Source organism: bacterium (assembly GCA_029210965.1).
Classification (GTDB): domain Bacteria; phylum BMS3Abin14; class BMS3Abin14; order BMS3Abin14; family BMS3Abin14; genus JALHUC01.
The window spans coordinates 82,295-103,337 of sequence record JARGFZ010000004.1; the positions used below are offsets into that span (position 1 = coordinate 82,295).

General features: G+C 54.1%; 20 protein-coding genes. 13 read left to right on the forward strand and 7 right to left on the reverse strand.

Features of this window, described 5'->3' with window-relative positions; all coding sequences use genetic code 11:
• Positions 1-32 precede the first annotated feature (32 nt).
• From P1S59_03220 to P1S59_03230, 3 genes are all read right to left on the reverse strand, one after another.
• Positions 33-584, reverse strand: a complete 552-nt coding sequence (locus P1S59_03220; GenBank protein ID MDF1525269.1) for a hypothetical protein — start codon at positions 582-584, stop codon at positions 33-35.
• A gap of 116 nt (positions 585-700) precedes the next feature.
• The gene (locus P1S59_03225) at positions 701-1,333 is read right to left on the reverse strand and encodes a hypothetical protein (protein ID MDF1525270.1); all 633 of its coding nucleotides are present in this window, start codon (positions 1,331-1,333) and stop codon (positions 701-703) included.
• A gap of 74 nt (positions 1,334-1,407) precedes the next feature.
• Positions 1,408-1,557, reverse strand: coding sequence for a hypothetical protein (locus P1S59_03230; protein ID MDF1525271.1), 150 nt, complete (start codon positions 1,555-1,557; stop codon positions 1,408-1,410).
• 881 nt (positions 1,558-2,438) lie between these two features.
• Here P1S59_03230 and P1S59_03235 point away from each other — a divergent pair.
• Positions 2,439-2,888, forward strand: a complete 450-nt coding sequence (locus P1S59_03235; GenBank protein MDF1525272.1) for a nitrophenyl compound nitroreductase subunit ArsF family protein — start codon at positions 2,439-2,441, stop codon at positions 2,886-2,888.
• Between the two features lie 235 nt (positions 2,889-3,123).
• On the opposite strand, the gene P1S59_03240 is transcribed toward P1S59_03235, so the two are convergent.
• The 3 genes from P1S59_03240 to P1S59_03250 form a co-directional block, all read right to left on the reverse strand.
• Entirely contained in the window at positions 3,124-5,685 is a 2,562-nt protein-coding gene (locus tag P1S59_03240) for a cation-translocating P-type ATPase (protein MDF1525273.1), read from the reverse strand.
• Between the two features lie 713 nt (positions 5,686-6,398).
• Positions 6,399-6,692 (reverse strand): helix-turn-helix transcriptional regulator, encoded by a 294-nt coding sequence (locus P1S59_03245; protein MDF1525274.1) that lies wholly within the window; start codon positions 6,690-6,692, stop codon positions 6,399-6,401.
• Entirely contained in the window at positions 6,689-7,522 is an 834-nt protein-coding gene (locus tag P1S59_03250) for a hypothetical protein (protein ID MDF1525275.1), read from the reverse strand. The genes P1S59_03245 and P1S59_03250 overlap by 4 nt, the downstream gene beginning before the upstream one ends.
• 142 nt (positions 7,523-7,664) lie before the next feature.
• On the opposite strand from P1S59_03250, the gene P1S59_03255 reads away from it, so the two are divergent.
• From P1S59_03255 to P1S59_03275, 5 genes are all read left to right on the forward strand, one after another.
• Complete coding sequence (locus P1S59_03255; protein ID MDF1525276.1) at positions 7,665-9,170, forward strand: trehalose-6-phosphate synthase; 1,506 nt, start codon at positions 7,665-7,667, stop codon at positions 9,168-9,170.
• A gap of 48 nt (positions 9,171-9,218) precedes the next feature.
• The gene (locus P1S59_03260; protein ID MDF1525277.1) at positions 9,219-9,905 is read left to right on the forward strand and encodes a DUF5752 family protein; all 687 of its coding nucleotides are present in this window, start codon (positions 9,219-9,221) and stop codon (positions 9,903-9,905) included.
• A gap of 48 nt (positions 9,906-9,953) precedes the next feature.
• A complete protein-coding gene (locus tag P1S59_03265) occupies positions 9,954-11,204 on the forward strand; it encodes a glycosyltransferase (protein ID MDF1525278.1) in 1,251 nt (416 codons plus the stop codon).
• Positions 11,194-12,012 carry a trehalose-phosphatase gene (gene otsB / locus P1S59_03270; GenBank protein ID MDF1525279.1) on the forward strand — a complete coding sequence of 273 codons (819 nt, stop codon included), beginning with the start codon at positions 11,194-11,196 and terminating at the stop codon, positions 12,010-12,012. The genes P1S59_03265 and otsB overlap by 11 nt, the downstream gene beginning before the upstream one ends.
• Positions 12,013-12,757: 745 nt before the next feature.
• Positions 12,758-14,035 carry a glycerophosphodiester phosphodiesterase family protein gene (locus tag P1S59_03275; GenBank protein ID MDF1525280.1) on the forward strand — a complete coding sequence of 426 codons (1,278 nt, stop codon included), beginning with the start codon at positions 12,758-12,760 and terminating at the stop codon, positions 14,033-14,035.
• Between the two features lie 244 nt (positions 14,036-14,279).
• Here P1S59_03275 and P1S59_03280 read toward each other — a convergent pair whose 3' ends face one another.
• The gene (locus tag P1S59_03280) at positions 14,280-14,972 is read right to left on the reverse strand and encodes an FCD domain-containing protein (protein ID MDF1525281.1); all 693 of its coding nucleotides are present in this window, start codon (positions 14,970-14,972) and stop codon (positions 14,280-14,282) included.
• 308 nt (positions 14,973-15,280) lie between these two features.
• On the opposite strand from P1S59_03280, the gene P1S59_03285 reads away from it, so the two are divergent.
• The 7 genes from P1S59_03285 to P1S59_03315 all read left to right on the forward strand — a co-directional run bounded on the left by P1S59_03285 (position 15,281) and on the right by P1S59_03315 (position 20,992).
• A complete protein-coding gene (locus tag P1S59_03285) occupies positions 15,281-16,258 on the forward strand; it encodes an ABC transporter substrate-binding protein (protein MDF1525282.1) in 978 nt (325 codons plus the stop codon).
• A gap of 112 nt (positions 16,259-16,370) precedes the next feature.
• Positions 16,371-17,135 carry an ABC transporter permease gene (locus P1S59_03290; protein ID MDF1525283.1) on the forward strand — a complete coding sequence of 255 codons (765 nt, stop codon included), beginning with the start codon at positions 16,371-16,373 and terminating at the stop codon, positions 17,133-17,135.
• A 44-nt stretch (positions 17,136-17,179) separates the two neighbouring features.
• Complete coding sequence (locus P1S59_03295) at positions 17,180-17,956, forward strand: ABC transporter ATP-binding protein (GenBank protein MDF1525284.1); 777 nt, start codon at positions 17,180-17,182, stop codon at positions 17,954-17,956.
• Positions 17,957-17,965: 9 nt separating this feature from the next.
• Positions 17,966-18,718 (forward strand): ABC transporter permease subunit, encoded by a 753-nt coding sequence (locus tag P1S59_03300; protein ID MDF1525285.1) that lies wholly within the window; start codon positions 17,966-17,968, stop codon positions 18,716-18,718.
• A 79-nt stretch (positions 18,719-18,797) separates the two neighbouring features.
• Positions 18,798-19,487, forward strand: coding sequence for a fumarylacetoacetate hydrolase family protein (locus tag P1S59_03305; protein ID MDF1525286.1), 690 nt, complete (start codon positions 18,798-18,800; stop codon positions 19,485-19,487).
• 285 nt (positions 19,488-19,772) lie between these two features.
• Entirely contained in the window at positions 19,773-20,540 is a 768-nt protein-coding gene (locus tag P1S59_03310) for an ABC transporter substrate-binding protein (GenBank protein MDF1525287.1), read from the forward strand.
• Between the two features lie 113 nt (positions 20,541-20,653).
• Positions 20,654-20,992, forward strand: a complete 339-nt coding sequence (locus P1S59_03315) for a metalloregulator ArsR/SmtB family transcription factor (protein ID MDF1525288.1) — start codon at positions 20,654-20,656, stop codon at positions 20,990-20,992.
• Positions 20,993-21,043 lie beyond the last annotated feature (51 nt).

The window sequence follows — 21,043 nt, forward strand, 5'->3', positions numbered from 1 at the left end:
TTCGCTAACTTGGCAGCTGACAAATCACCTATTCACCATTCAAAAATGCGCTTTTCCATTCCTGGAAGGTCACGAACGATGATGCGAAAGCTATCGGGGGCCTCCGGAAGGTTAAACGTAACCTCCCCTCCTGCATGATGTCCGCGCATACGGTCCGCCGATACCGGTTTATATTCAGTGTCATTAAATTCAATGTGCATCAACTCCATCATGTCATAGTCACCCAGGTTGGCCGTGTGGGTGTTGGCGAAGAATTTCACCCGGAAAACCCCATTTTCATAGGAATAAGGCTCCAGCTCCATTTTCACACCGCCATCATCCATGGTTCCGGTGGAAAACCTGGGCAGGGATTTGAATTCGTGAGCAGCAGGATCGCTTTTCATACCAGCACCGGGCTGACGATCCTGATGAGAGTCCGTTTCCCTGTCTGCACTGTCCATTCCTTTATCACCGTTTTCACTTCCCGATCCTCCCATCCCGCCCCCGCTGCTCCCGCCGTCCATACCGGACATGGCAGTTGTTGTGAGAACGGTTCCCATAAAGAGACCGATGGATATCCAGGTTAAAAATTTTCCTGTTTTCATGATAGTTGCCTCCGGGGCTTTCCATCCCCTTTTTCATTTATTAAGGGGGACCGGGCGGATCTTTTCACAACAGTTGAAAAGATCCCCCCTGAAATTGTCCCCGATGCGCATTTCTTTTAATGGCCTCCGCCATTACCTCCGTCCTGGTCTCCATCGGTAAACCCCGGGAAGCTGGTCACGATGTTGGTATGGGTCGCCAGATCCAGACCGTTGGTGACGTAAACCTTGTCGGAACCGTGCATGAAAGCAAAGGTGTCCTTCGCGGTGAGTTCGAGAATATATCCCTCATAGGTTTCCCCGATGATCAGGTCCATGGCGTTCAGGGGCCCGTCCAGCCAGTGGAAATGGCTGTATCCGCCGGGCTGGGGAATGTCGTTACGGTCATCGACAAGCCATATGGGATGGTCACCCGTCTGGTGGTAAACAACCGTGGCAGCGGCCGGGACGGCCTTGATCTTCCAGCCCACTGAAACCTCGTTCATGGGATCACCGGCATCGGCGTGCCTCGTTACAGGAACTCCGTCAGGTGTGAGATCCCCGGTGAACTTTACGTAGAGATAGCCGGAAAGACTGCCGTCGGGCATGGGCTTTGTCTGCTGATGCGTGTCGAAGTGGTTCCCGAAAAGGAAATCAAAAGGCGCCTGATGGTCTTTCCAGGGAACACCTTCTGCCATAGCGGAGCTGTTCATCCCGAAAGTGAAGAGAAGTGCTGCAGTAAAAAGAAGTGTTCTGTAATTGAATGGTTTCACAATTTTACCTCCGATAATAAGTGTCAGAAAACCTGGTTTGAGTTCAGTTTGTCCCGTTCTCAGAACTTGAGCCTTTATCTGGTTGGTGGAGATGTGGGTGGATTACAGCAGTCCACCGGTTTGCGCGGATTGCCAGCCACCGAATCCTCTTTGAGTTCCTCGAGGATCCGGGTTACGTTCTCGTTGACCCACTTCCAGAACCCGACTTCCTTGCGTGTTTCCATGGTCAGCCTCCCTTCTAGGTAACGACATGGTTTATGTGAACCGCTAAAAAAAGGATATTCTGTCAGATACGGGGAGGTCTTTCCAAACGGAAGGGGATGGATACGCCGCGCCTGGCAGGAATGTTGACAAGCAGAGGATTTACGCCAGCCAGGAACGGAATACTGAAAGAGGTGAGAATAAAGGCACACATTGTCAAAAGACAAAGGGAACCAGCCCCCGAATGACACGATACATGAAGGACCGCAAAGGCAAAGATCGCCATAACAGCCATTAGGGTAAGGATAATCGTATGTTTTTTTGTCGGGTTGTTCACCCTGCCTCCTGGTCAGATGTGCATACCTTATATTGTAATCATTTTTAATTATCAATCAATGCCACTGTATCATGTAATGGATAAATGACTGAGCCAAAGCACGAAGATATTGATTTTCTCCGCGGTTTTTCCATCTTCGTTCACCGCACTTCGCCGCGACAAGTCACATGGGTGACGGTTGGCGATGACTTAAGCCTATGTCATTGCGAGCCCTGTGCCTTTTCAGTGGGCGCGGCAATCTCGGCTGGAGACCTGGATACATGAGCATTACCCCCACGCTCCCATGCTCCCACGCCGCGTCTCCATGTCCCCGCGTCATATGAATTTCAATCCACCCCGTGTCCCCGTGTCACAGGAATTTCAATCCACCCCGCGTCAGTCGCTTTTCCTTGCCTGGCCGCGACACGCACCCCGCACTGGTTTCCCTCCTTGCCTTAAGATAATTAATCATTAGAATACACACCTGGTTCCCGACAAAACATGTTGGGGTCTCATGGCAAGGCTGTTATCCTGAAAAAAACACCAGGTTCAGCTAAAGCCATTAATTCAAAGCTAAAAGGACCTTACATGGCAAAGCGAAGTACTTTCAAATTTCTCTTTCTGGCTGCATTGACCGCTTTCTGGATATCAAGCGCCCCTCCTGGATTCTATACCGGTGTGGCAAAACTGCAGGCGGCCCCCGTACCGGAAAATGGAGTGATCGTCTACCAGTTTCACAGGCGTTTCCGCTGTGAAGCCTGCTATAAGCTGGAAGCCTCGATCAATGAAGCTATCAAGAACCACTTCCCTGAAGAGCTGGAAGCGGGCAGGCTGGTATTTTCGGTCCTGGATCTTGATGGGGAAGGATCCGGTCAATACGAAAAAAAATATAACTTTTTCTACAACACGGTCATCGTAGTGGATATTGAGAACGGCAAAGAGACCAGGTTCAAGAACCTGGAGGAGGTCTGGTCACTGGTGGAAGATAAAGAGGCCGCCGTTGAATATATAAGATCTGAAATAGCTGAATACCTGTAAATCTTTGCTCACTGTCTTTATATATAACAAAAATTAAAAAATATTTATATTACAGCAGCTTACGGTAACTGCTGAAATTCCAAAATGCTTGAAAACCAGGCAAGACCGCCCAAACTCCTGTCCGCAGGTCCAGACATATTTATTGTTCGGGTTAAATATACCATCTTGGGCTTAAAACCCTGACTATCAGGGTTTTGCAGCCAGATCATTTGTATCAGGTAAAACACAATTCAACCTAGGACCCCACTGTTTGTGTACGCCGGTTGCGAACTGTTTTAAGAAATTCAAACCAGATCATATTGGCTATCCCTGCCACCAAACAGACTCCAATGTCCATGGGGTGCATCACCGTAAATTGGAACAGGCCCCGCAAGAAAGGTACATAAAGGACAAGGCTTAAAAAGAGCACCGCCCCGCCAATGACCCACCAAAGGGCTGCATTGGGTCTGCGAAGGGTACCAATAAAGCCTGTTGACCATGTGCGATTGGTGGTGATCAGCGCGAGGTTGGCAAAAACCAGGGAAGTGAAGGTCAGAGCCCTTGCTTCAAGAGGGCCTTGTCCACGATATAAAACGATTACCAGGACAGCTGAAATGATAGCAAGTGTGCCGAATCCCTGCAGGAGACCCCAACCTACGATCTGCCTTCCGAACAAAGGTTTTTGAGAATCTCGCGGGGGACGATCCATTACGTCAGACTCTTCGGCTTCCGCCTCGAAAACGAACGAGCACGCCGGATCGATAATCAGCTCCAGGAAGGCAATATGAACCGGAAAGAGCACCAGCGGCCATTGAAACAAGACCGGAAGCAACGATATGCCGGCAATCGGGACATGGATGGCGAAAATGTAGGCGATGGCTTTGCTCAGGTTGTCGAAGATCCTGCGTCCCTGCCTGACGGCCTGTACTATGGAAGAAAAATCATCGTCCAGAATAACCAGCGCAGAGGCCTCACGGGCAACATCCGTACCCCGTCCGCCCATCGCCACGCCAATATGGGCCGACTTCAGTGCCGGCGCATCATTAACGCCATCCCCGGTCATTGCGACGATCTCGCCGTTGGCCTTCAACGCATTGACCAGGCGCAGCTTTTGTTCGGGTACGACTCGAGCGAACAGATTGACCGAACGGATTCGTTGTCGCAACTGTGCATCGTCCATCTCATTGAGCTGCTGTCCGGTGATGACCTCATCTGCCGGTTTCAAACCGATTTGCATAGCTATGGTCTGTGCTGTTACCGGGTAGTCACCGGTGATCATAACCACCCTTATGCCGGCGTTGTGGCATTCCGCGATGGCCGCCGCAACCGTCGGGCGGACCGGATCTGAGAAACCGATAAGCCCCAGAAATTCGAACTGGAAATCATGCTGCCCGGAAGGCAGGGTCGACTGGGTGAAAACGGCCTTAGCCACCCCCAGAACCCGATATCCTTGTCCGGCCATTTTTTGAACGCGAGCGTCGATTTCGCGAACCTGTTCTTTTTGCATGTGACACAAGTCTGTAATAGTTTCAGGTGCGCCTTTAGCTGCGATCACATGCCCGTCACTATCCGGCGATCCCCAAACCATGGAAAGGCTCAATAGCGCTTTCGACAAAGGATACTCACGCTCCAGAACCCAATTCGCGTGAAGATGTTCGGTGTTTCTCAGAGACTGAATCCCCAGCTTGTTGAGTGCTTTTTCCATTGGGTCAAAAGGATCTGTTCGGCCCGACAGGACCCCGAATTCCACCAGTGTATGGAACTTTTCAGGTAGCTGTCCGCGATCATTGGCTGGCACCTGGAAGAATTCACCATTGGCAAACAACTCGCTGACGGACATCTGGTTAAGGGTTAACGTACCTGTTTTGTCGACGCACAAAACTGTTGTTGCTCCCAATGTTTCCACTGCTGATACGCGTCGAGCCAGAACGTGTCTCTGTGAGATCCGCCAGGCACCCAATGCCAAAAATATTGTCAACACCACGGGAAATTCTTCGGGTAGCAAGGCCATGGCCAAAGTGATGCCGGATAAAACGCCATCCAGCCAGTTCCCTCTGGTAAGTCCGTAAATGATGACCACCAACGTGCTTAAAACCAACCCGAACAATGCAAACCTACGCACCATGCGACGGGTCTCTTTTTGTAAAGGGGTCTGTTCGGTTTCTATGGCTTGTAATGCTTTGCCGATCTTTCCCAGTTCCGTACGGATGCCGGTCGCCTTGACGACAGCCATGCCCTGTCCTTGAAGCACCAGAGAACCGGAATAGACAAACGGCAGACTATCTCCACCGGGAGGACCCATTTCTGCACGCCCATCGCAGACGGATTTGCCCACCGGCAAAGACTCGCCGGTTAAAAGCGATTCATCGGTGAGAAGGTGGGTGTTGTGGATTATCACGGCATCGGCTGGAACCCGATCACCTTCGGTCAGAACCAATGTATCCCCGCGAACCACCTCACGGCCTGAAATGCGCTGCGGCTGACCGTCTCTGATCACAACCGCGCGAGGGCTGGAGAGATCACGCAAGGCTTCCAGCGCCCGTTCAGTTTTGCGCTCCTGGTAAATGGTGATCCCTATAACAACAAAAACAAAAGCCAGAAGTATGAGCGCCCCTTCCAGATCACCCAATACCAGGTAGATCGTCCCACAGCCAACGAGCAACAGGAACATCGGCTCACGTACAACATCCAGTGTAATGGCAAAAATGCTGCGTTTTTTGGACGTTGGCAGTTCATTATAGCCCTCGGTTTTGAGTATTTCTGCAGCCTGCACAGAAGAGAGACCGTCAATTTTATTTTCCTCAAAATCCGTTGTCATTTTTTATCATCTTTTCCAGGAGTGCTTTGTTTTTGAATTGTCATTCGCGGAAATTAAGGGGTCGCATCTTGTTTTTTAAACTTTGTAGTGCTTTGGTGCTCTGATCACGCTATTTATATAAAAAACATTAAAAGCCAGGATACAATCCTGGAAACTCCACTTTTCAACCATAGTGTTCTTTCAATTATTCTACTGCCTGGACCGGCGGTTTGTTGTCGGGAGGCTCTGGTGGTTCGTGGGCCAGTGGGGCACCCGGCACTATTTTAACGGAGTACCTACTGTGTTTCAAGGATTTCGCAGGAATAAGGCGTGGGGGTCAGGGAGGGAGGGAAACAGAAATATATGAGCGACTATCGTAAGGAGTGGAGGTCCTATCGGCGCCGCGCTCGGACCACCCTGGGCGCAGGCTGATACCCCCTGTTATCATTCACCTGTCTGGCATAGGGGGGCGGCTTTGGACAGCACTGGTTTGTGCATGGCTCCTTTCTTTCACCGTTTCAATGGCCTGGCTTTACTTTTTCCGCTGCCCGCGCTGTCAGGAGTGGTTTTTCATCCAATTTCCGACAAATCATCCCTTTACCAGAATCTGTGTTCACTGCAGCCTGCCAAAGTACGCCGATTCGGATCCAGGAGAACCAGGCCCTGGAAACTAGAACAGCTATTGGCAACTTTTTTCAGCAGCCGTGGGGTCAACGGGGTAGACCCCACGATTCTTATCCAATATCCAGTGTCAGTTTGCGGTCACAGATCCTGAACCACTCCATCATGAATGCTACCGTTGGATTGGACCGCCATCTTTCCGCCTGGGCGACGGCCTGCTGAGAGGTCCTGAGGCGGGAGGCCAGAATTTTCTGGGTAAGCCCGGCCTCCTCACGGACCAGCCTCAAAAGGTAGCCGGGGACAGAGCGTTCCGCTGAAGGTAGTTGATCCCAACGCCTCAGGGTCTTCCACTCCAGGAAATTGCGGGGTTTACCCCGGGATAGATTCAGTTCCGGCAGACTGCTCATCTTGCGCCTTTCTTTCCCTCTCGATTCCTTGCCCACTCTTCCAACTCGCTGCCATCCGGTATTTCCCCCTGGTGCTCCCTGAAGAAGTTCTCCAGCCGATCAAAAGGACCCGAAACATCTTCTTCCAGACAGCGGCTTTGGATCCGATCATGATCGAGTTCCGCCACAAGAGCCCGGTAAAGAAGGTAAGCGTTCACACCATCCAATTCAGATTCCCAATGTGACCACGCAGATAACCGATCAACAAGAAGATCCTCAGGACTCACGATGAGGACCCGATGCCCATGAAAGATCCTGTCTTCGGCTTTCTCAGAGGGCGACAGGCTTGTGGAGGGGAACTCGAAGAAGATCCTTCCTTCCTCATGGATCCAGTGCCTGCCGTGCCGGGTGAAACCCACATCCGAAAGAACTTTTCCGACTGCAGCAGGGACCGTACCAACGAGATCCATGTCCCCGGTGACGTAGGCTCCCCCTGTAAACAGCTCTACGGCGCCACCACCCACCAGGACTGGCGGAGTCTCCCTGGCCTGGTAAAGGTTCTGTAGCCACTCAGCGAGAGCCGCAGTCTTCCGGGGGCCGGCAGGTAACAGGAGGATCTTGTTAATCTGCTTGCCTTCCATAAATACAATGTATTTATTGTATTTATGGTTGTCAACACTTATGGGGGTCATCTCAAAAGATATCGCTACGTTCCTGATTGTTGGTGTTCCTACCTGGTGGATCCCGCGGATACTTATCCCTTGTCCCTTATCCCTTTTACCTTGTTGCCTTTTACATGTTACCTGCCTGTCCGCCGCAGCCTCGTGGGAAGGTAGAAGCTCTGACCCCAATGGTTGCCGACCCCACGGTTTGCCACTCCTGTGGGTTTAGAGGTGGTATGCTATATTAGAATAATGAGCGGTGCCAGGCAGCGGGGAAGGGATCCCTACCGCCGAGGCGCCGCCGATCATTTCTACGGAAAGGATTTAGAGCGTGGCCCGACCGAAGAAAACCCGACTTGTCGCCATCTCTAACCGCCTCCCTGTCTCCCTTAGCAGAAAGGGCGACAAGTGGTTGGTAGAGCCCGGTTTAGGCGGCCTTGTGACCGCCATGGCCCCTGTCCTGAGGGACCGGGGAGGGCTCTGGATCGGGTGGCCCGGCATCTCGGAGAAGGTTGATTTCAACAAGGTTCTTGGAGACGCCTCTCTGGCCACCGGATACGATCTCATCCCGGTGGAAATGGACGAGGAAGAGGTCACCAACTATTATGAAGGGTTCTCCAACCAGATAATCTGGCCCCTCTTCCACGATATGCAGTCCCACTGCACCTTCGACCCGGAGTTTTGGTATTTTTACATCCGGGTCAACGCCAAGTTCGCCGACCGGATCCTGAACCACACTTCCGACGAGGACTACATCTGGGTTCACGATTACCACCTCTTCCACGTCGGCAAGTTTCTGCGGGAGCGGGGACGAAGCCACCGGATCGGCTTTTTCCTGCACATTCCCTTCCCCCCCATGGATATCTTCGTCAGGCTCCCCTGGAGGATTGAGATCCTCGAGGCACTGATCGAGTACGACCTGGTTGGGTTCCAGACCTTCCGTGACCGGAAGAACTTCCTCGACTGTCTTCAGCGCTCATACCCCGCCGCCAGGGTCACCGGGCGGGGAACGGTTGTCCAGGTCACTCTCGAGGACCGTGTCGTGCGGGTGGGCTACTTCCCTATCAGCATCGACTACCGGAGCTTTGTCGAGGACACCAACTCCGCGGGGACCGTGCAATGGTACGAGTCCCTCAAGGAGAAGTTCCGTGATCAAAGCGTCATCCTCGGAGTGGATCGCATGGATTTCACCAAGGGTCTCCAGGAACGGCTCGAAGGGTACCGGAACGCCCTGGAGCGCTATCCGGATCTGAGGGAAAAAGTGACCCTCACCCAGGTCCTGGTCCCGAGCCGCCACTCCCTGACCAGCTACCAGATCCTCAAGGCGCGCATCGACAGGCTCATCGGAGAGATCAACGGCCAGTTCGCAACCCTGGGATGGGACCCGATCCATTACCACTACCGCAGCCTCGGCCACGACGAACTGCTGGCCCTGTACCACATCGCCGACATCGCCCTGGTCACCCCTTTGAAAGACGGGATGAACCTGGTGGCCAAGGAGTACTGCGCCTGCAGCCTTCAGAACAACGGAGTCCTCATCCTCAGCGAGTTTGCCGGCGCGGCGGCTGAGCTTCACAGCGGTGCGCTGCTGGTCAATCCTCACGACTACGAGGGGATCGCCGACGCGCTTTACTACGCATTCACTATAGACTACGACGAGAAACAGACCCGGATGAAAAAAATGCGCAAGATTATCCGCCGCAGGGATATCTTTTGGTGGGTCGACTCTTTCCTGCAGGCCGCCTTCGCCCGGAACCTCAACGACTTTCTGCCGGTAAAAGAAGAGTACGTTCCGGGGATCAGCGGCGAGGACTTCGCCAGCATGCTCGAAGAGTAGTCCCGCGGCTGGACCCATCCAGCAGGACCGACAGGGAGATAGTGTCAAATGATCCAGGGAAAAGATCGACCCGAAAAAACATCCGATGAAAGCTTCAGGGTGGTCGACTGCGCCCCTGTCTTCATCGCTACGGGTATTCGTGCCTTCACCCTCCGGGAACTGATCGAAAGCCTGCGCGTCGTCCACCTCGGGAGCCTCCAGCACCACTTCTGGGGACGGCTGCTCAGCCCGGTGATGGAGGAACCGGAGTATAGCAACGATTTCGCCGCCTGGGCGGGGCGGGAGTTGAGCGACAAGGTGCTCGCAGAGCGGCTCAGTGTCATTTACCCCACCGATTACACCGAGGTCGAGGCGCTTCAACAGGGGATCATCGACATCATCGAGGAACGCCTTGACGAGGATATATTATCCCACACCGCCACAGCCCGGCAGCCCTTCCACTTCCTCCGCTCTCAGCTGGTGGTTTTCGATACCGGAATAAGGATCGGAGACCCTTCCGAACTGGCCGATACAGTCAAAGGAATGTCGGATGGGAGCATCTTTTACCATTTCATCGAGGCCCGCAGGCGGACCGGGGAGCGCTGCGACGACTTCTCTGCCTGGCTCGAGTCGAAAGCCGCTGATCATCATCAGCTCTGCGTGGATCTGACAGCTATCGATCCCTACTTCTCCTCCCTCATCCAGATCCGCGACCGCCTCGAAAATCTTTTCAGACAGGGCTGCGCGCAGTTCTGACGGCACTGCAGCCTTTAAACCTGATCCTGACACTACGGAGGTTACAACTTGGCACAACTTCTCGATAGATACGAAGAAATAGCCGGAAAGGGTGTCATCAGACAGCTTCGCCTTCTGGCCCGCGAGCTTGAGGGTGTCCGGGTCGTCCACGTCAACTCCACCAAGGAGGGCGGAGGTGTGGCTGAGATCCTCCACAAGATGATCCCCCTCAAGCAGGACCTGGGCATCGACGCCAAATGGGAGACCATCACCGGTGATGCAGCCTTCTACCAGTGCACCAAGGGGATGCACAACACTTTGCAGGGAGAAAAGTCGATCATAACGGAGGAGCTTCTCAACGTTTACGAGGAAACCAACCGGAAATTCGCCGACCAGATGCACGAAACCCTGGCAGAGGCCGATGTCGTTTTCATCCACGATCCCCAGCCCGCCGCCGCCATCAAGCACATCCACCAACGGAAGGGGCGCTGGGTCTGGCGGTGCCACATCGACATCAGCCGGCCCCAACGTGCGGTCTGGAATTATCTCAGGAAGCATGTGGTCGCCTACGATTCGAGCATCTTTTCCATGCAGAGGTTTTCGCAGAGACTGCCCCACATCCAGTACCTCATACCTCCCAGCATCGATCCTTTAAGCGAAAAAAACATGGACCTGTCCGCCCAGGAAATTCTGGAAGAGATCGCACCCTTTAACCTGACCCCGGACATTCCCCTGCTCCTCCAGGTATCCAGATTCGACCGGTTCAAGGACCCCATAGGGGTCATTGAGGCCTACAAGATGGTCAGGAAACTCACACCGGTGCAGCTTGTCCTGGCAGGGGGAGGCGCCAGCGATGATCCCGAGGGGGAAGCTGTTCTCGAAGAGGTGCGGCGGGCCGCCGGGGAGGACCCCGATATCCACGTCCTCCAGCTACCCAACGATGCTCACCAAACGATCAACGCCCTTCAGCGGCGGGCCGACATCATCATCCAGAAGTCGATCAAGGAGGGGTTCGGGCTCACCGTGACCGAAGGGATGTGGAAGGGCAAACCGGTCATCGGCGGCGAGGTGGGCGGTATCGGGCTGCAGGTCATGGACCATCACACCGGGTTCCTGGTCAACTCCCCGGAAGGCGCGGCCCTGAGGATCCGATACCTTCTGCACCGGCCCGACGTGCGGCTTCAGATGGGAAACCAGGCCGGGAAGTTTGTGCGGGACAACTTCCTCATTACCCGCCACCTCCGAGACTACCTCGCCATGATGGTCAGCCTCCTCAAAGGTAAGGAGCAAGACCCCTACCTGGAGATCCATGTCTCATAGGCCACTCCCGCCACCTGACGAAAAGTTCTGGAAGCATATCGAAGCCACCCCGAACAAGGTGTTGTTTCTCGACTACGACGGCACCCTGGCCCCCTTCAGGGAGAACCGTCACGAGGCGATCCCCTACCCTGGGGTCCGGGAGGTCCTCGAAAAGATCCTTGAGTCCGGGGGGTGCCGGGTAGTTCTCATCAGCGGTCGTTGGACAAAGGATCTGCCGCCTCTCCTGGGGTTGAAAATACTTCCCGAGATCTGGGGATCCCACGGTCTCGAGCGGCTTTTCCCCAACGGCAAATATGAAGTAGCTGCCCTGAGTGACGAGGAGGTCCGGGGACTGGCTGAGGCGGACAAACTGGTCATTGCAAACGGTCATGCCCATCACAGCGAGCAGAAACCAGGCTGTTTCGCCCTGCACTGGAGAGGCCTGGATGAAAATGACCGTGTCCGGTTGATCAGCCGCGTTGAGGAGAAACTGGCCTCTCTTGCGCGGGAAACAGGGCTGGTCCTCAAGGAGTTCGACGGAGGCCTGGAGCTGCGCGCACCAGCCCGAAACAAGGGTGACGCTGTCCGCACCGTCCTTTCAGAGGAGAGCCCCGAGGCGGTGGGTGCCTACCTGGGGGACGACCTGACCGATGAGGACGCCTTTGAGGCACTTCAAGGCAGGGGACTGGGTATCCTGGTACGCAAGCAGTGGCGGCCAACCGCAGCAGCAGCCTGGCTGAAGCCGCCCGGGGAACTCATACGGTTCCTTGAACGGTGGGCTGAAGTGTGCACCGGCAAGGGGCCCTGGAGTCAGACAAAAAATATCTGATACAGCCAAATTTCCCCATTCGACGCGCTTCTTTTGTGTCGCAAGATCACCCCAAGGCGTAACTCCTTTCGACAAACTCCCCTCGACAGGCCCCCTCGACAGGCTCGGGGCAGGCGGGGCAGACAAGGCAGGCAGGGCGGGCAGCCTGACCCCAATGGTCTATCGAGGTTGCGGAAACGATGAACGTCGAGGAGCTGGGAAACCTTGGACTGACGGATCCCGAAGAGGATGCCATCGTCACCTTCATGAAAACCCTTACCGACGGTTTTGGCTGCGAGTAGGTTCACAATAAACACCACTGCGGCGCGCCCCGAAAAAGGGGCGCGCTTTTTCTGGCGAAATTTTCCAGAAATACCCATCAACTTTACTGGCACATGCTCCCATCAGCGGTATACTTGTAGTTAGCTTTTGGGGTGTGTGTGGAGCATGCAGTGCGAAGTTTACGAACCGACTTGAAAATAAGATCTATCCGGCAGGGCCCGGCCTCTTTTGAGGTAAGGGCTTGCCGTTCAGGGGAGTGAGGGGGGATCATGAACCGTGCGCGAACTCCTCATACTTCTGTTCTTTCCTGGCCGTCCCATATCCTGACAAGGCGACCTGGACCATCTTCCCAGCTGCCTTCGGCAGCCTCTCAAGGAAAAGAGATCAGCCGTTTACCGGCCTGGAATCATTTTCACCCATGCTCAAGGCAAAGTCATTTCCAGCCGGATCCCAAAGTTATTCCGTAACGAGAAAGGAGAACGTCATGAAACACAGGCAAGCCATAATTATCCTTGCCGCAGTCCTGATCGTCCTGGTATCGGCGGCGGCTGTGGTCCCTTCCGAAGCCGGTGACCCGAAGGGGAACGCCTTCGGCTGGAACAACACGCAGGGGCACAGTGTCCAGTTAGGACCGCGCCCCTTCTTCCTCGTCCAGGACATGGACGAGGGTCCCCTGAAGGAGACCCTTAAGCAGTGCACCGAAGGGCCTTTCAAGAGAACGGACTTTTCCATCGGCCACCGTGGGGCCGCCCTGCAGTTCCCGGAGCACACCCGCGAATCCTATGTAGCCGCCGCCCGCATGGGAGCCGGCATCGTGGAGTGCGACGTCACCTTCACCAAGGACCGTGAACTGGTGTGCCGCCATTCCCAGTGCGACCTGCACACGACCACCAACATCCTGGCCACGGATCTGGCAGACAAGTGCAGCGTACCCTTTACGCCCTCCGATGGCACCATACCGGCCAAGGTCATGTGCTGTACCTCCGACCTGACCCTGGCGGAATTCAAAAGTTTAAAGGGCAAAATGGACGCTGGTAACCCCTGGGGCACGACCGTGGAAGAGTACATGGACGCCACCCCGAACTACCGTACCGACCTGTACTCAACGGACGGCACGCTCATGACCCATGCGGAGAGCATCGAACTGTTCAGTAGTCTTGGCGTGAAATTCACGCCGGAGTTAAAGTCTCCCGGCGTCGCCATGCCCTACGAGGGCGACTACACCCAGGAGGAGTACGCCCAGCAGATGATCGACGAGTACAAGGATGCAGGGGTGTCGCCGAAGAAGGTCTTCGCCCAGTCCTTTAACCTCTTTGACGTGGAATACTGGCTTGCTGCAGAGCCCAAATTCGGGAAGCAGGCGGTTTTCCTCGACGGCCGCTACGGCGACCCCGCATTTGACCAGACCGACCCCACCACCTGGGACCCCTCCATGGACGAGCTCGTGGACATGGGCGTGAAGATCATCGCCCCCCCCATGAACATCCTGCTGAACCTTGACGGGGACGACCAGATCGTTCCCTCGGTGTACGCCATGTACGCCAGGGACGCCGGGCTCGACATCATCACATGGACCCTGGAGCGATCAGGGTTCCTGAAAACTGGAGGCGGATTTTACTACAATTCCATAACCGACGTCATTGACAACGACGGGGACATGTTCACGGCCCTCGACGTGCTTGCCAAGGACGTGGGTATCATCGGCATCTTCTCCGACTGGCCCGCTACTGTGACCTTCTACGCCAACTGCATGGGCCTTTAAAACGAAATCCGGGGCGGGGCGGTCAGCGCCCCGCCTCTCTTGATGAACCTGGCATATTTTCATTGGGGTCTGACCTTAAGATCCCTGGAGAATGGTTTAACACCTGAGGGGGTTTTAAGGTCCCAGGGGGGTGAGAATGGAGCATTTAAGGAAAGGGAAAACGACGCTTTTCCCTTTCCGAGGAGCAAAAAGCCCATTAGGGACTTTTTGCGACCCTGTCAACGTTGGACCTGATCCCATTCACTCACAATTCCCGACCTTCCGCAGAGCGAGTCCCGAGCAGCTTCTCTTGCACAGTCATAAGGTGATCGTGCATGGCCTGGTACGCTCCCTCTTGATCACGTTCACTGATAGCGCGCACCAGGGCCTCATGCTGCACGAAACTTTTGTGATCGGCAGGCGGGTGGTCCGGTTTATCGCGCAGGCGGCCCCAGACGATGGCCCGGCGTATAGCATTTAACTGGTCAAACAGAGCCAACAGGACCGTATTTCCCGTGGCTTCGGCTACCGTACGGTGAAGTCGGTTGTCGGCGTTTTCATATTGTCGCCATGTTTTGGCCTCGCGTTGGATACGGGTACAGCTGCGCATTTCTGCAAGATGAGCCCCGGTCGCATGGACAGTGGCTTCACGTGCCAGCATCGACTCTATCAACAAACGCGCCTCCATGACTTCCAGTGGATTCGATCCTTCCGCAATGGTAGAGATCGACAAAGATTTTTCAACGGAACGAGTTCCGATGAAGGTCCCTTTACCGACCTGCCGCCAAAGTTCACCATCTTGTTCGAGCGTCGCCAGAGCTTTGCGCAATACACCTCGTGAAACACCCAGCAGTGCGCATAGCTCACGCTCAGGCGGCAAGCGGCCGTCGGATGGTAAATCTGACTGCGCGAGCCAGGCTTTCAGTTGCGTTAATGCGCTCTCTACACTGCCCTTCATGATCTCATACCTCCGCTATTCAATAAGGATAAACCATTATCACATATTAAACCAATCTGTAAAAATTTTTTAACCAATCATTTAAAATCCTAAAACCAATTTACAATTGGTTGAAAGTTAGGTAATATCGCTCTCCCTGGATATTTCTACCTGACAAGTAGGGAATCAAAACCGGGCATTCAGGAACCTTTATTATATATTAGGACTCATTCGCCGGCTGAAGGTCTAATGTCGGACATTCGCAGGTCTGACAAAACCGGGAGATATCGATCGGCCATGGTGAAAAACCGAAAACAAGGAGGAGGTAAATGATGAGACTTTTTTCCAAAAAATTTGGTGTGGTGTTTGCGTCACTTTTACTGGTGGTGGCGATATTCGCCGGTAACGCATATGCCGGAATGATACGCATTGCATTAGCCGAAACACCATCCGATGAAGTCGCCGCGTTCTTCCTCGCGCTTGACCGAGCCAAGGCTATGGGGCTTGACTACGAGTGGACGGCTTTCGCCGACGAGGAGTTGGCTATTCAGGCGGTCCTGGGCGGCCAGATGGATATCGGTTTCGGTACGCCTTATGCGGCAATGCAGAGATCCAAGGCTCCCGTTCGGATCATCTTTCAGCTGTCCAAGTTGAAGTTTTTCCCGGTGTCGTCGAAGAAATACTCGTCACTGAAGGATCTGAACGGTGCGCCGATCATGCTGCATTCGCGCGGCGGCGGCACTGACTCCATCGCCAATGTGATCGAAGACCGCGCGGGTATCAAGTTCGGCCAGCGCTCCTATGTACCCGGCTCACAGAACCGGATCGTGGCGCTGATGGCAGGCCAGACAGACCTGACCATCGTCGACCTCGGAAACAAGAACAAGCTCGTCGAGCAGACGGGTGATAAATTCAACGTGCTTCCGATGTTTGAAGTCGATGCCAGCGATGAGGCCCTGTTTGCCAATATCAACTGGATCAAAGCCAACGCCAATGACGTGGATATCTTTGTCAAGGCTCTTTTAAGCGTTTACCAGGATATGCAAAAGGACCCCACCATCATTCGACGTGAAACCAACCCCAACGGTCCCATCGGACAACTGCCGAAAGAAGTTCTCGCCGGGATGGACGGATTTTATGCCGATGCCATCGCGGGTGGCCTGTACGATCCTAACGGTGGTGGCAAAAAGGCCGCCCTGGCTGATATGGATTGGTATTCGAGGGCAGGGCAGCTTACCGGTGACCCGGCCAGTTTGAAGGTTGAAGATTTCTGGTACATGGACCCGCTGATTCGGGCAATGAAGTAACCTTCCGTCGTGCTGCCGGTGGTGGAGGAACCTTCTCCACTGCCGGCAGCGCCTTTATTTTTCTATCCCGCTGCTTGTAAACTTTTACTATTCCGTCCCAGGTAAACAACTTATGATGCGCTATCGCTCCTACCTTTTAACATTCCTTTCGGCTTGCATCGTGCTTGGTTCATGGGAAATCGCCGGGAGCATTCCGGTGAGTTATGCCTTCCCGACATTCCATGAAACGATAGCCGCCTTCTGGACACTCCTGAAGAACGGCACAATGTTTGTGGCTTATTTTGAAACCCTCAAGCCCCTTATCGTAGGTGTTTTGATCTCCTCTTTCGTGGGTGTCGGGATCGGTTTGGCGATAGGCCTCAGCCGCATGTCCGACTGGCTGCTTTCACCGATCTTTGTCGTTATGCAGACGGCGCCCCTGGCAGCGCTCATCCCTCTTCTGGTCATGATCTATGGTATCGGTCTGACATCGAAGGTGGCCGTGGTTATTATCATGGCGATGCCGGTTATCGTCCTCAACACCGGTGGTGCCGTTCGCAATACGCCTGTATCAATTATTGAAATGGCCCAGGCATTCCTGGGGACGAGACGAGACATTATTTTTAAGATCATACTTCCCGCCGCGTCACCCATTATATTTGCCGGATTGCGCCTCGGCGTGTCGGCAGGATTTATCGGTGCCATACTGGCCGAGCTGAAAATCACCCCCACCGGCGTCGGCGACATTATCACCTACAGCCGTTCCATTGCCGACTATCCCAGCATGTATGCCGCGATCATGTCGATTATCCTTCTGGCCGTGGTTTTCCTGAACGTTTTGGAACGAGTTGAGAATTTTCTCTTCAAAGGCGCAAAGCACGTTTATGCCTCTGAGTAACAAGGACCGGCAACAGGTAAGTAATGAAAGGTAACAAGTAAGTGATGAGCCATAATACAAATGATAACGATCATGCGGTGACGGTCCGTGATGTCTACAAGAGCTACGGCGATGTCATGGCCTTGAGGGACCTGTCCCTCGACTTTCCCCGGGGACAACTCACATCACTCCTTGGCCCCTCCGGGTGCGGCAAGACGACCTTGTTGAAGATCATAGCCGGACTTTTGTCTGCTGACAGCGGTGAGATCACGGTCAATGGTCACCCCGTTACCGGCCCGGGGCCCGATCGCGCCTTTGTGTTTCAGGATTTTGCCCTGTTACCCTGGGCCACTGTATTGCGCAATGTCGCATTCGGACTGGAGCTGCGTGGTGTTGCCAAATCAGAACGCGAGGCGATCGCCGAAAAATATATCACCGATGTCGGTTTGAAAGGGTTTGAGAACAAGCATCCCCATCAATTGTCGGGCGGCATGCGCCAACGGGTGGGTCTCGCCCGGGCCCTGAGCGTCGATGCGCAGGTTTTGCTGATGGATGAGCCGTTCGCGGCCGTGGATGAGCAGACCCGGCGCAAATTCCAGGAAGACCTCCTTAACCTGGTCAAGCATGAGAACAAGACGTTCATCTTTGTCACCCATTCCATCGAGGAAGCTGTCTATGTCTCAGACCAGGTCGCCATTTTATTACCTCGCCCGAGCCGCGTTTCGGAAATCATCAGGCCGGAGGGGTTCAGGCACAAGGATGCCGATAGCATCCGGCGGGATTCGGAGTATCTCGACATCGTCGACCGCATATGGGCTTCCCTTCGCACCTACGTGGAATAAGGCAATCCAATGAAAATTTCAGGTTACCAGCTACCCTCGATAACGTCGTTGATCCTGTGGGGGATCCTGTGGGAAATCGTCGGCCGACTTGAATTGACTTTCTTTCTCCCGCCGCTGTCAGCTATCTTTTCGACATTGATGGAGATCGGCACGACACCGGTGTTTTTAAAAGCGCTTACCGAAACCGGATACGCTTTCTTTGCCGGGACTTTCCTGGCCATCGTAATTGGCGTTCCGGTTGGCATCCTGATGGGGAAGAGTCGTCTCATCGACGAGCTGCTGCTGCCGTGGGTGAATATGTTTCTCAGTGCACCCCTGACCGCATTGGTGCCCGTGATGATGGTGCTATTCGGATTTGGTATGAAAGCCATTATCTTAACGACGACGATGTTTGCGATCTGGATCATCGTCCTGAACTCACGTGCCGGTGTCATGCACATTAACCGGTCGCTGATAGAAATGGCGCATTCCTTTGGAGCCACTCCAAAGGATGCTTTTGTAAAAGTTTATTTTTGGGCGGCGCTTCCCGAGATCTTAAGCGGCGTACGTATCGGATTTATCCGTGGGGTAAAGGGCGTCATCATCGGTCAACTACTGATCTCCATTGTCGGGTTTGGTGCGCTGTTTGAGCTCTATTCAGGGCAGTTCCTGATGAAACACTTCTGGGCGGTGTTGATCGTTCTGTTCAGCATCTCTTTTACTATTGCCGAGTTTCTCTCCCACCTGGAGAGAAAGGTGGCGTATTACGCCGCACAGCGTTAAACATTCAGGAACCTGTGAAGTCGTGAGAGTTCCTTAACATTAACGAACAACGATCTAACTCAAAAATTGGAGGTCTATAATGACCAGGTACGTCATCGAACCGCCAGCGACGACAAGTCTGCCCATCCGTGGTTCCGACGAACGGTTTCCCGTTCGCCGTGTTTACTGTGTCGGCCGCAACTATGCCGCCCATACCATCGAAATGGGTGGTGACCCTGACCGGCAAGTTCCGTTCTTTTTCCAGAAAAACCCCGACAACCTTCTGACTGATGGGGCTGATTTTCCCTATCCGGGCATGTCCAGCGATGTCCACCATGAGATCGAAATGATCGTTGCCCTCCATAAGGGCGGCTATAACATCCCGATCGAGACGGCACTGGACCATGTCTGGGGATATGGCGTCAGCCTTGATATGACGCGACGTGACCTGCAGGCCGATTGCAAGGAAAAAAGGCACCCGTGGGAGATCGGCAAGGCCTTTGATCATTCCGCCCCGGCCTCTGAACTTGTGCCTGCCAGTGAAATAGGGCACCCGACGGACGGCGCCATCTGGCTGAAGATAAACGGCGAAATGCGTCAGCAAGGTGATCTGAACCACATGATCTGGAAGGTTCCCGAGATGATCTCCTACCTGTCCGGCCTGTTCACCCTTGCACCCGGAGACCTGATCCAGTCCGGTACTCCCTCCGGTGTCGGCCCTGTCAAGCGGGGAGATCAACTGGTAGGACATGTCGATGGCCTGACCGACCTGCAGTGCAAGGTCGTCTGACCAGGTTGAAGGAAAAGCTAAGTGGCAAGTGGAAGGTGGAAAGAGATCGCCTTCCACTTTTTATTTCTCGTCCGACGAAGCTTTACGCGAAGGCGGATATACTTTCCACCAGTCTTCCCGGTATTTAGCCTTCCCCGGGAAGATGTGCCTCATCCCTCCCCTCGGGTCCTCTGGAGAATCTGGGCTTTGACCCCACAGTTTACCGCTCAGGATCTTCCACTTTATCCTTTATCCTTTAACCTTTATCCTGTAGTTCCATTAACCCGGGGAGAGAAAATGATGAACATGAAAAGCGCGGGACTTTCCATTAAGGCGGTCGTCGAGGATCTTGCTCCCGGTGGGACGCTCAGAGCAGCTATTAACTTCGGCAACGCCGTATTGGTCCAGCCCAGTCCCGCCACCGGCGAACCCAGGGGCGTGTCGGTGGAGCTTGCCAAAGAGCTTGCCTCCCGCCTGGGCCTCCCCCTCGAATATGTGACCTACGAGTCCGCGGGAAAGGTTTCTGAGGCTCTGAAGAACGACGAATGGGACATCGCTTTTCTGGCCATCGACCCCAAACGCGCCCTTAAGATCGCCTTTACGGAGCCATACGTTGTCATAGAGGGCAGCTACATGGTGCCGCGCAATTCGCCCTATCAGAAAAATGAGGATTTCGACCAGCCGGGCGTTCGCATAGCCGTCGGCGCCAACGCCGCTTATGACCTTTACCTGTCCAGAACCTTGCAGCACGCCCAGCTCGTCCGTGTTCCGACGACACCCGGAGCCGTGGACCTCTTCCTCGAGAAAAAGCTGGAAGCTGCCGCCGGTGTGAGATACGGCCTGCAGCAGTTCGCCGAATCCAATCGTGAGGTCCGTTTGATCGATGGCCATTTCATGCTGATCAGGCAGGCCGTGGGCGTTCCCATAGGTCGAGGGATCGGCAGGCAGTATCTGGACCTTTTTATCGACGAAATGATAACCAGCGGCTTTATCAAGGAGAAACTGGTGGAAAATGGGCAGCCGGAGGTTACCGTCGCGCCCGCACCCTCGAGGGGCGTTTCTGGAAATGGTTGAACCACAAGGAAACCTGGGGTCTTACTTTTTAACCTTCTGCCGTATGACACCAGGGAGCAAATGCTCCATTTCCGGACTTGACAAGGGCGCGTGGAACTATTATAGTTCGAAATATGTCGAATATTACCAATAAACAGATCGACGATCTCGCGGAGAAGTTCAAGGCCCTCTCCAACCCCAACAGGTTGAGGATCTTCCTGCGCCTTTACGATCTTTGCTGCCGCCCGGTTCCCACGGAGTTACTGGAAAAGGACCTTGACGATCCGAATTACGCCTGCGTCGGGGAAGTGGGAAAAGCCCTCGGCATCGTCCCCTCTACCATCTCCCACCACATCAAGGAGCTTCGAAGAGCGGGGTTGATCAAGGTGGAGCGCAACGGCCAGAGGATCCAATGCCGCGTCGACGAAGAGACCCTGGCAGGTCTCAGGATTTTCTTTGTTCCGGAAAAGTAAAGCGGCGGAGCTTTTTTTTAACCACTATTTCGATATTTTTAGAATTATAGA

Coding starts and splice junctions, on each gene's coding strand:
- P1S59_03240 (MDF1525273.1), bottom strand. CDS start 5,685: ATGACAACGGATTTTGAGGAAAATAAAATTGACGGTCTCTCTTCTGTG.
- P1S59_03315 (MDF1525288.1), top strand. CDS start 20,654: ATGTCGAATATTACCAATAAACAGATCGACGATCTCGCGGAGAAGTTC.
- P1S59_03260 (MDF1525277.1), top strand. CDS start 9,219: ATGATCCAGGGAAAAGATCGACCCGAAAAAACATCCGATGAAAGCTTC.
- P1S59_03220 (MDF1525269.1), bottom strand. CDS start 584: ATGAAAACAGGAAAATTTTTAACCTGGATATCCATCGGTCTCTTTATG.
- P1S59_03310 (MDF1525287.1), top strand. CDS start 19,773: ATGAAAAGCGCGGGACTTTCCATTAAGGCGGTCGTCGAGGATCTTGCT.
- P1S59_03305 (MDF1525286.1), top strand. CDS start 18,798: ATGACCAGGTACGTCATCGAACCGCCAGCGACGACAAGTCTGCCCATC.
- P1S59_03280 (MDF1525281.1), bottom strand. CDS start 14,972: ATGAAGGGCAGTGTAGAGAGCGCATTAACGCAACTGAAAGCCTGGCTC.
- P1S59_03300 (MDF1525285.1), top strand. CDS start 17,966: ATGAAAATTTCAGGTTACCAGCTACCCTCGATAACGTCGTTGATCCTG.
- P1S59_03295 (MDF1525284.1), top strand. CDS start 17,180: ATGAGCCATAATACAAATGATAACGATCATGCGGTGACGGTCCGTGAT.
- P1S59_03245 (MDF1525274.1), bottom strand. CDS start 6,692: ATGAGCAGTCTGCCGGAACTGAATCTATCCCGGGGTAAACCCCGCAAT.
- P1S59_03290 (MDF1525283.1), top strand. CDS start 16,371: ATGATGCGCTATCGCTCCTACCTTTTAACATTCCTTTCGGCTTGCATC.
- P1S59_03230 (MDF1525271.1), bottom strand. CDS start 1,557: ATGGAAACACGCAAGGAAGTCGGGTTCTGGAAGTGGGTCAACGAGAAC.
- P1S59_03235 (MDF1525272.1), top strand. CDS start 2,439: ATGGCAAAGCGAAGTACTTTCAAATTTCTCTTTCTGGCTGCATTGACC.
- P1S59_03285 (MDF1525282.1), top strand. CDS start 15,281: ATGATGAGACTTTTTTCCAAAAAATTTGGTGTGGTGTTTGCGTCACTT.
- otsB (MDF1525279.1), top strand. CDS start 11,194: ATGTCTCATAGGCCACTCCCGCCACCTGACGAAAAGTTCTGGAAGCAT.
- P1S59_03275 (MDF1525280.1), top strand. CDS start 12,758: ATGAAACACAGGCAAGCCATAATTATCCTTGCCGCAGTCCTGATCGTC.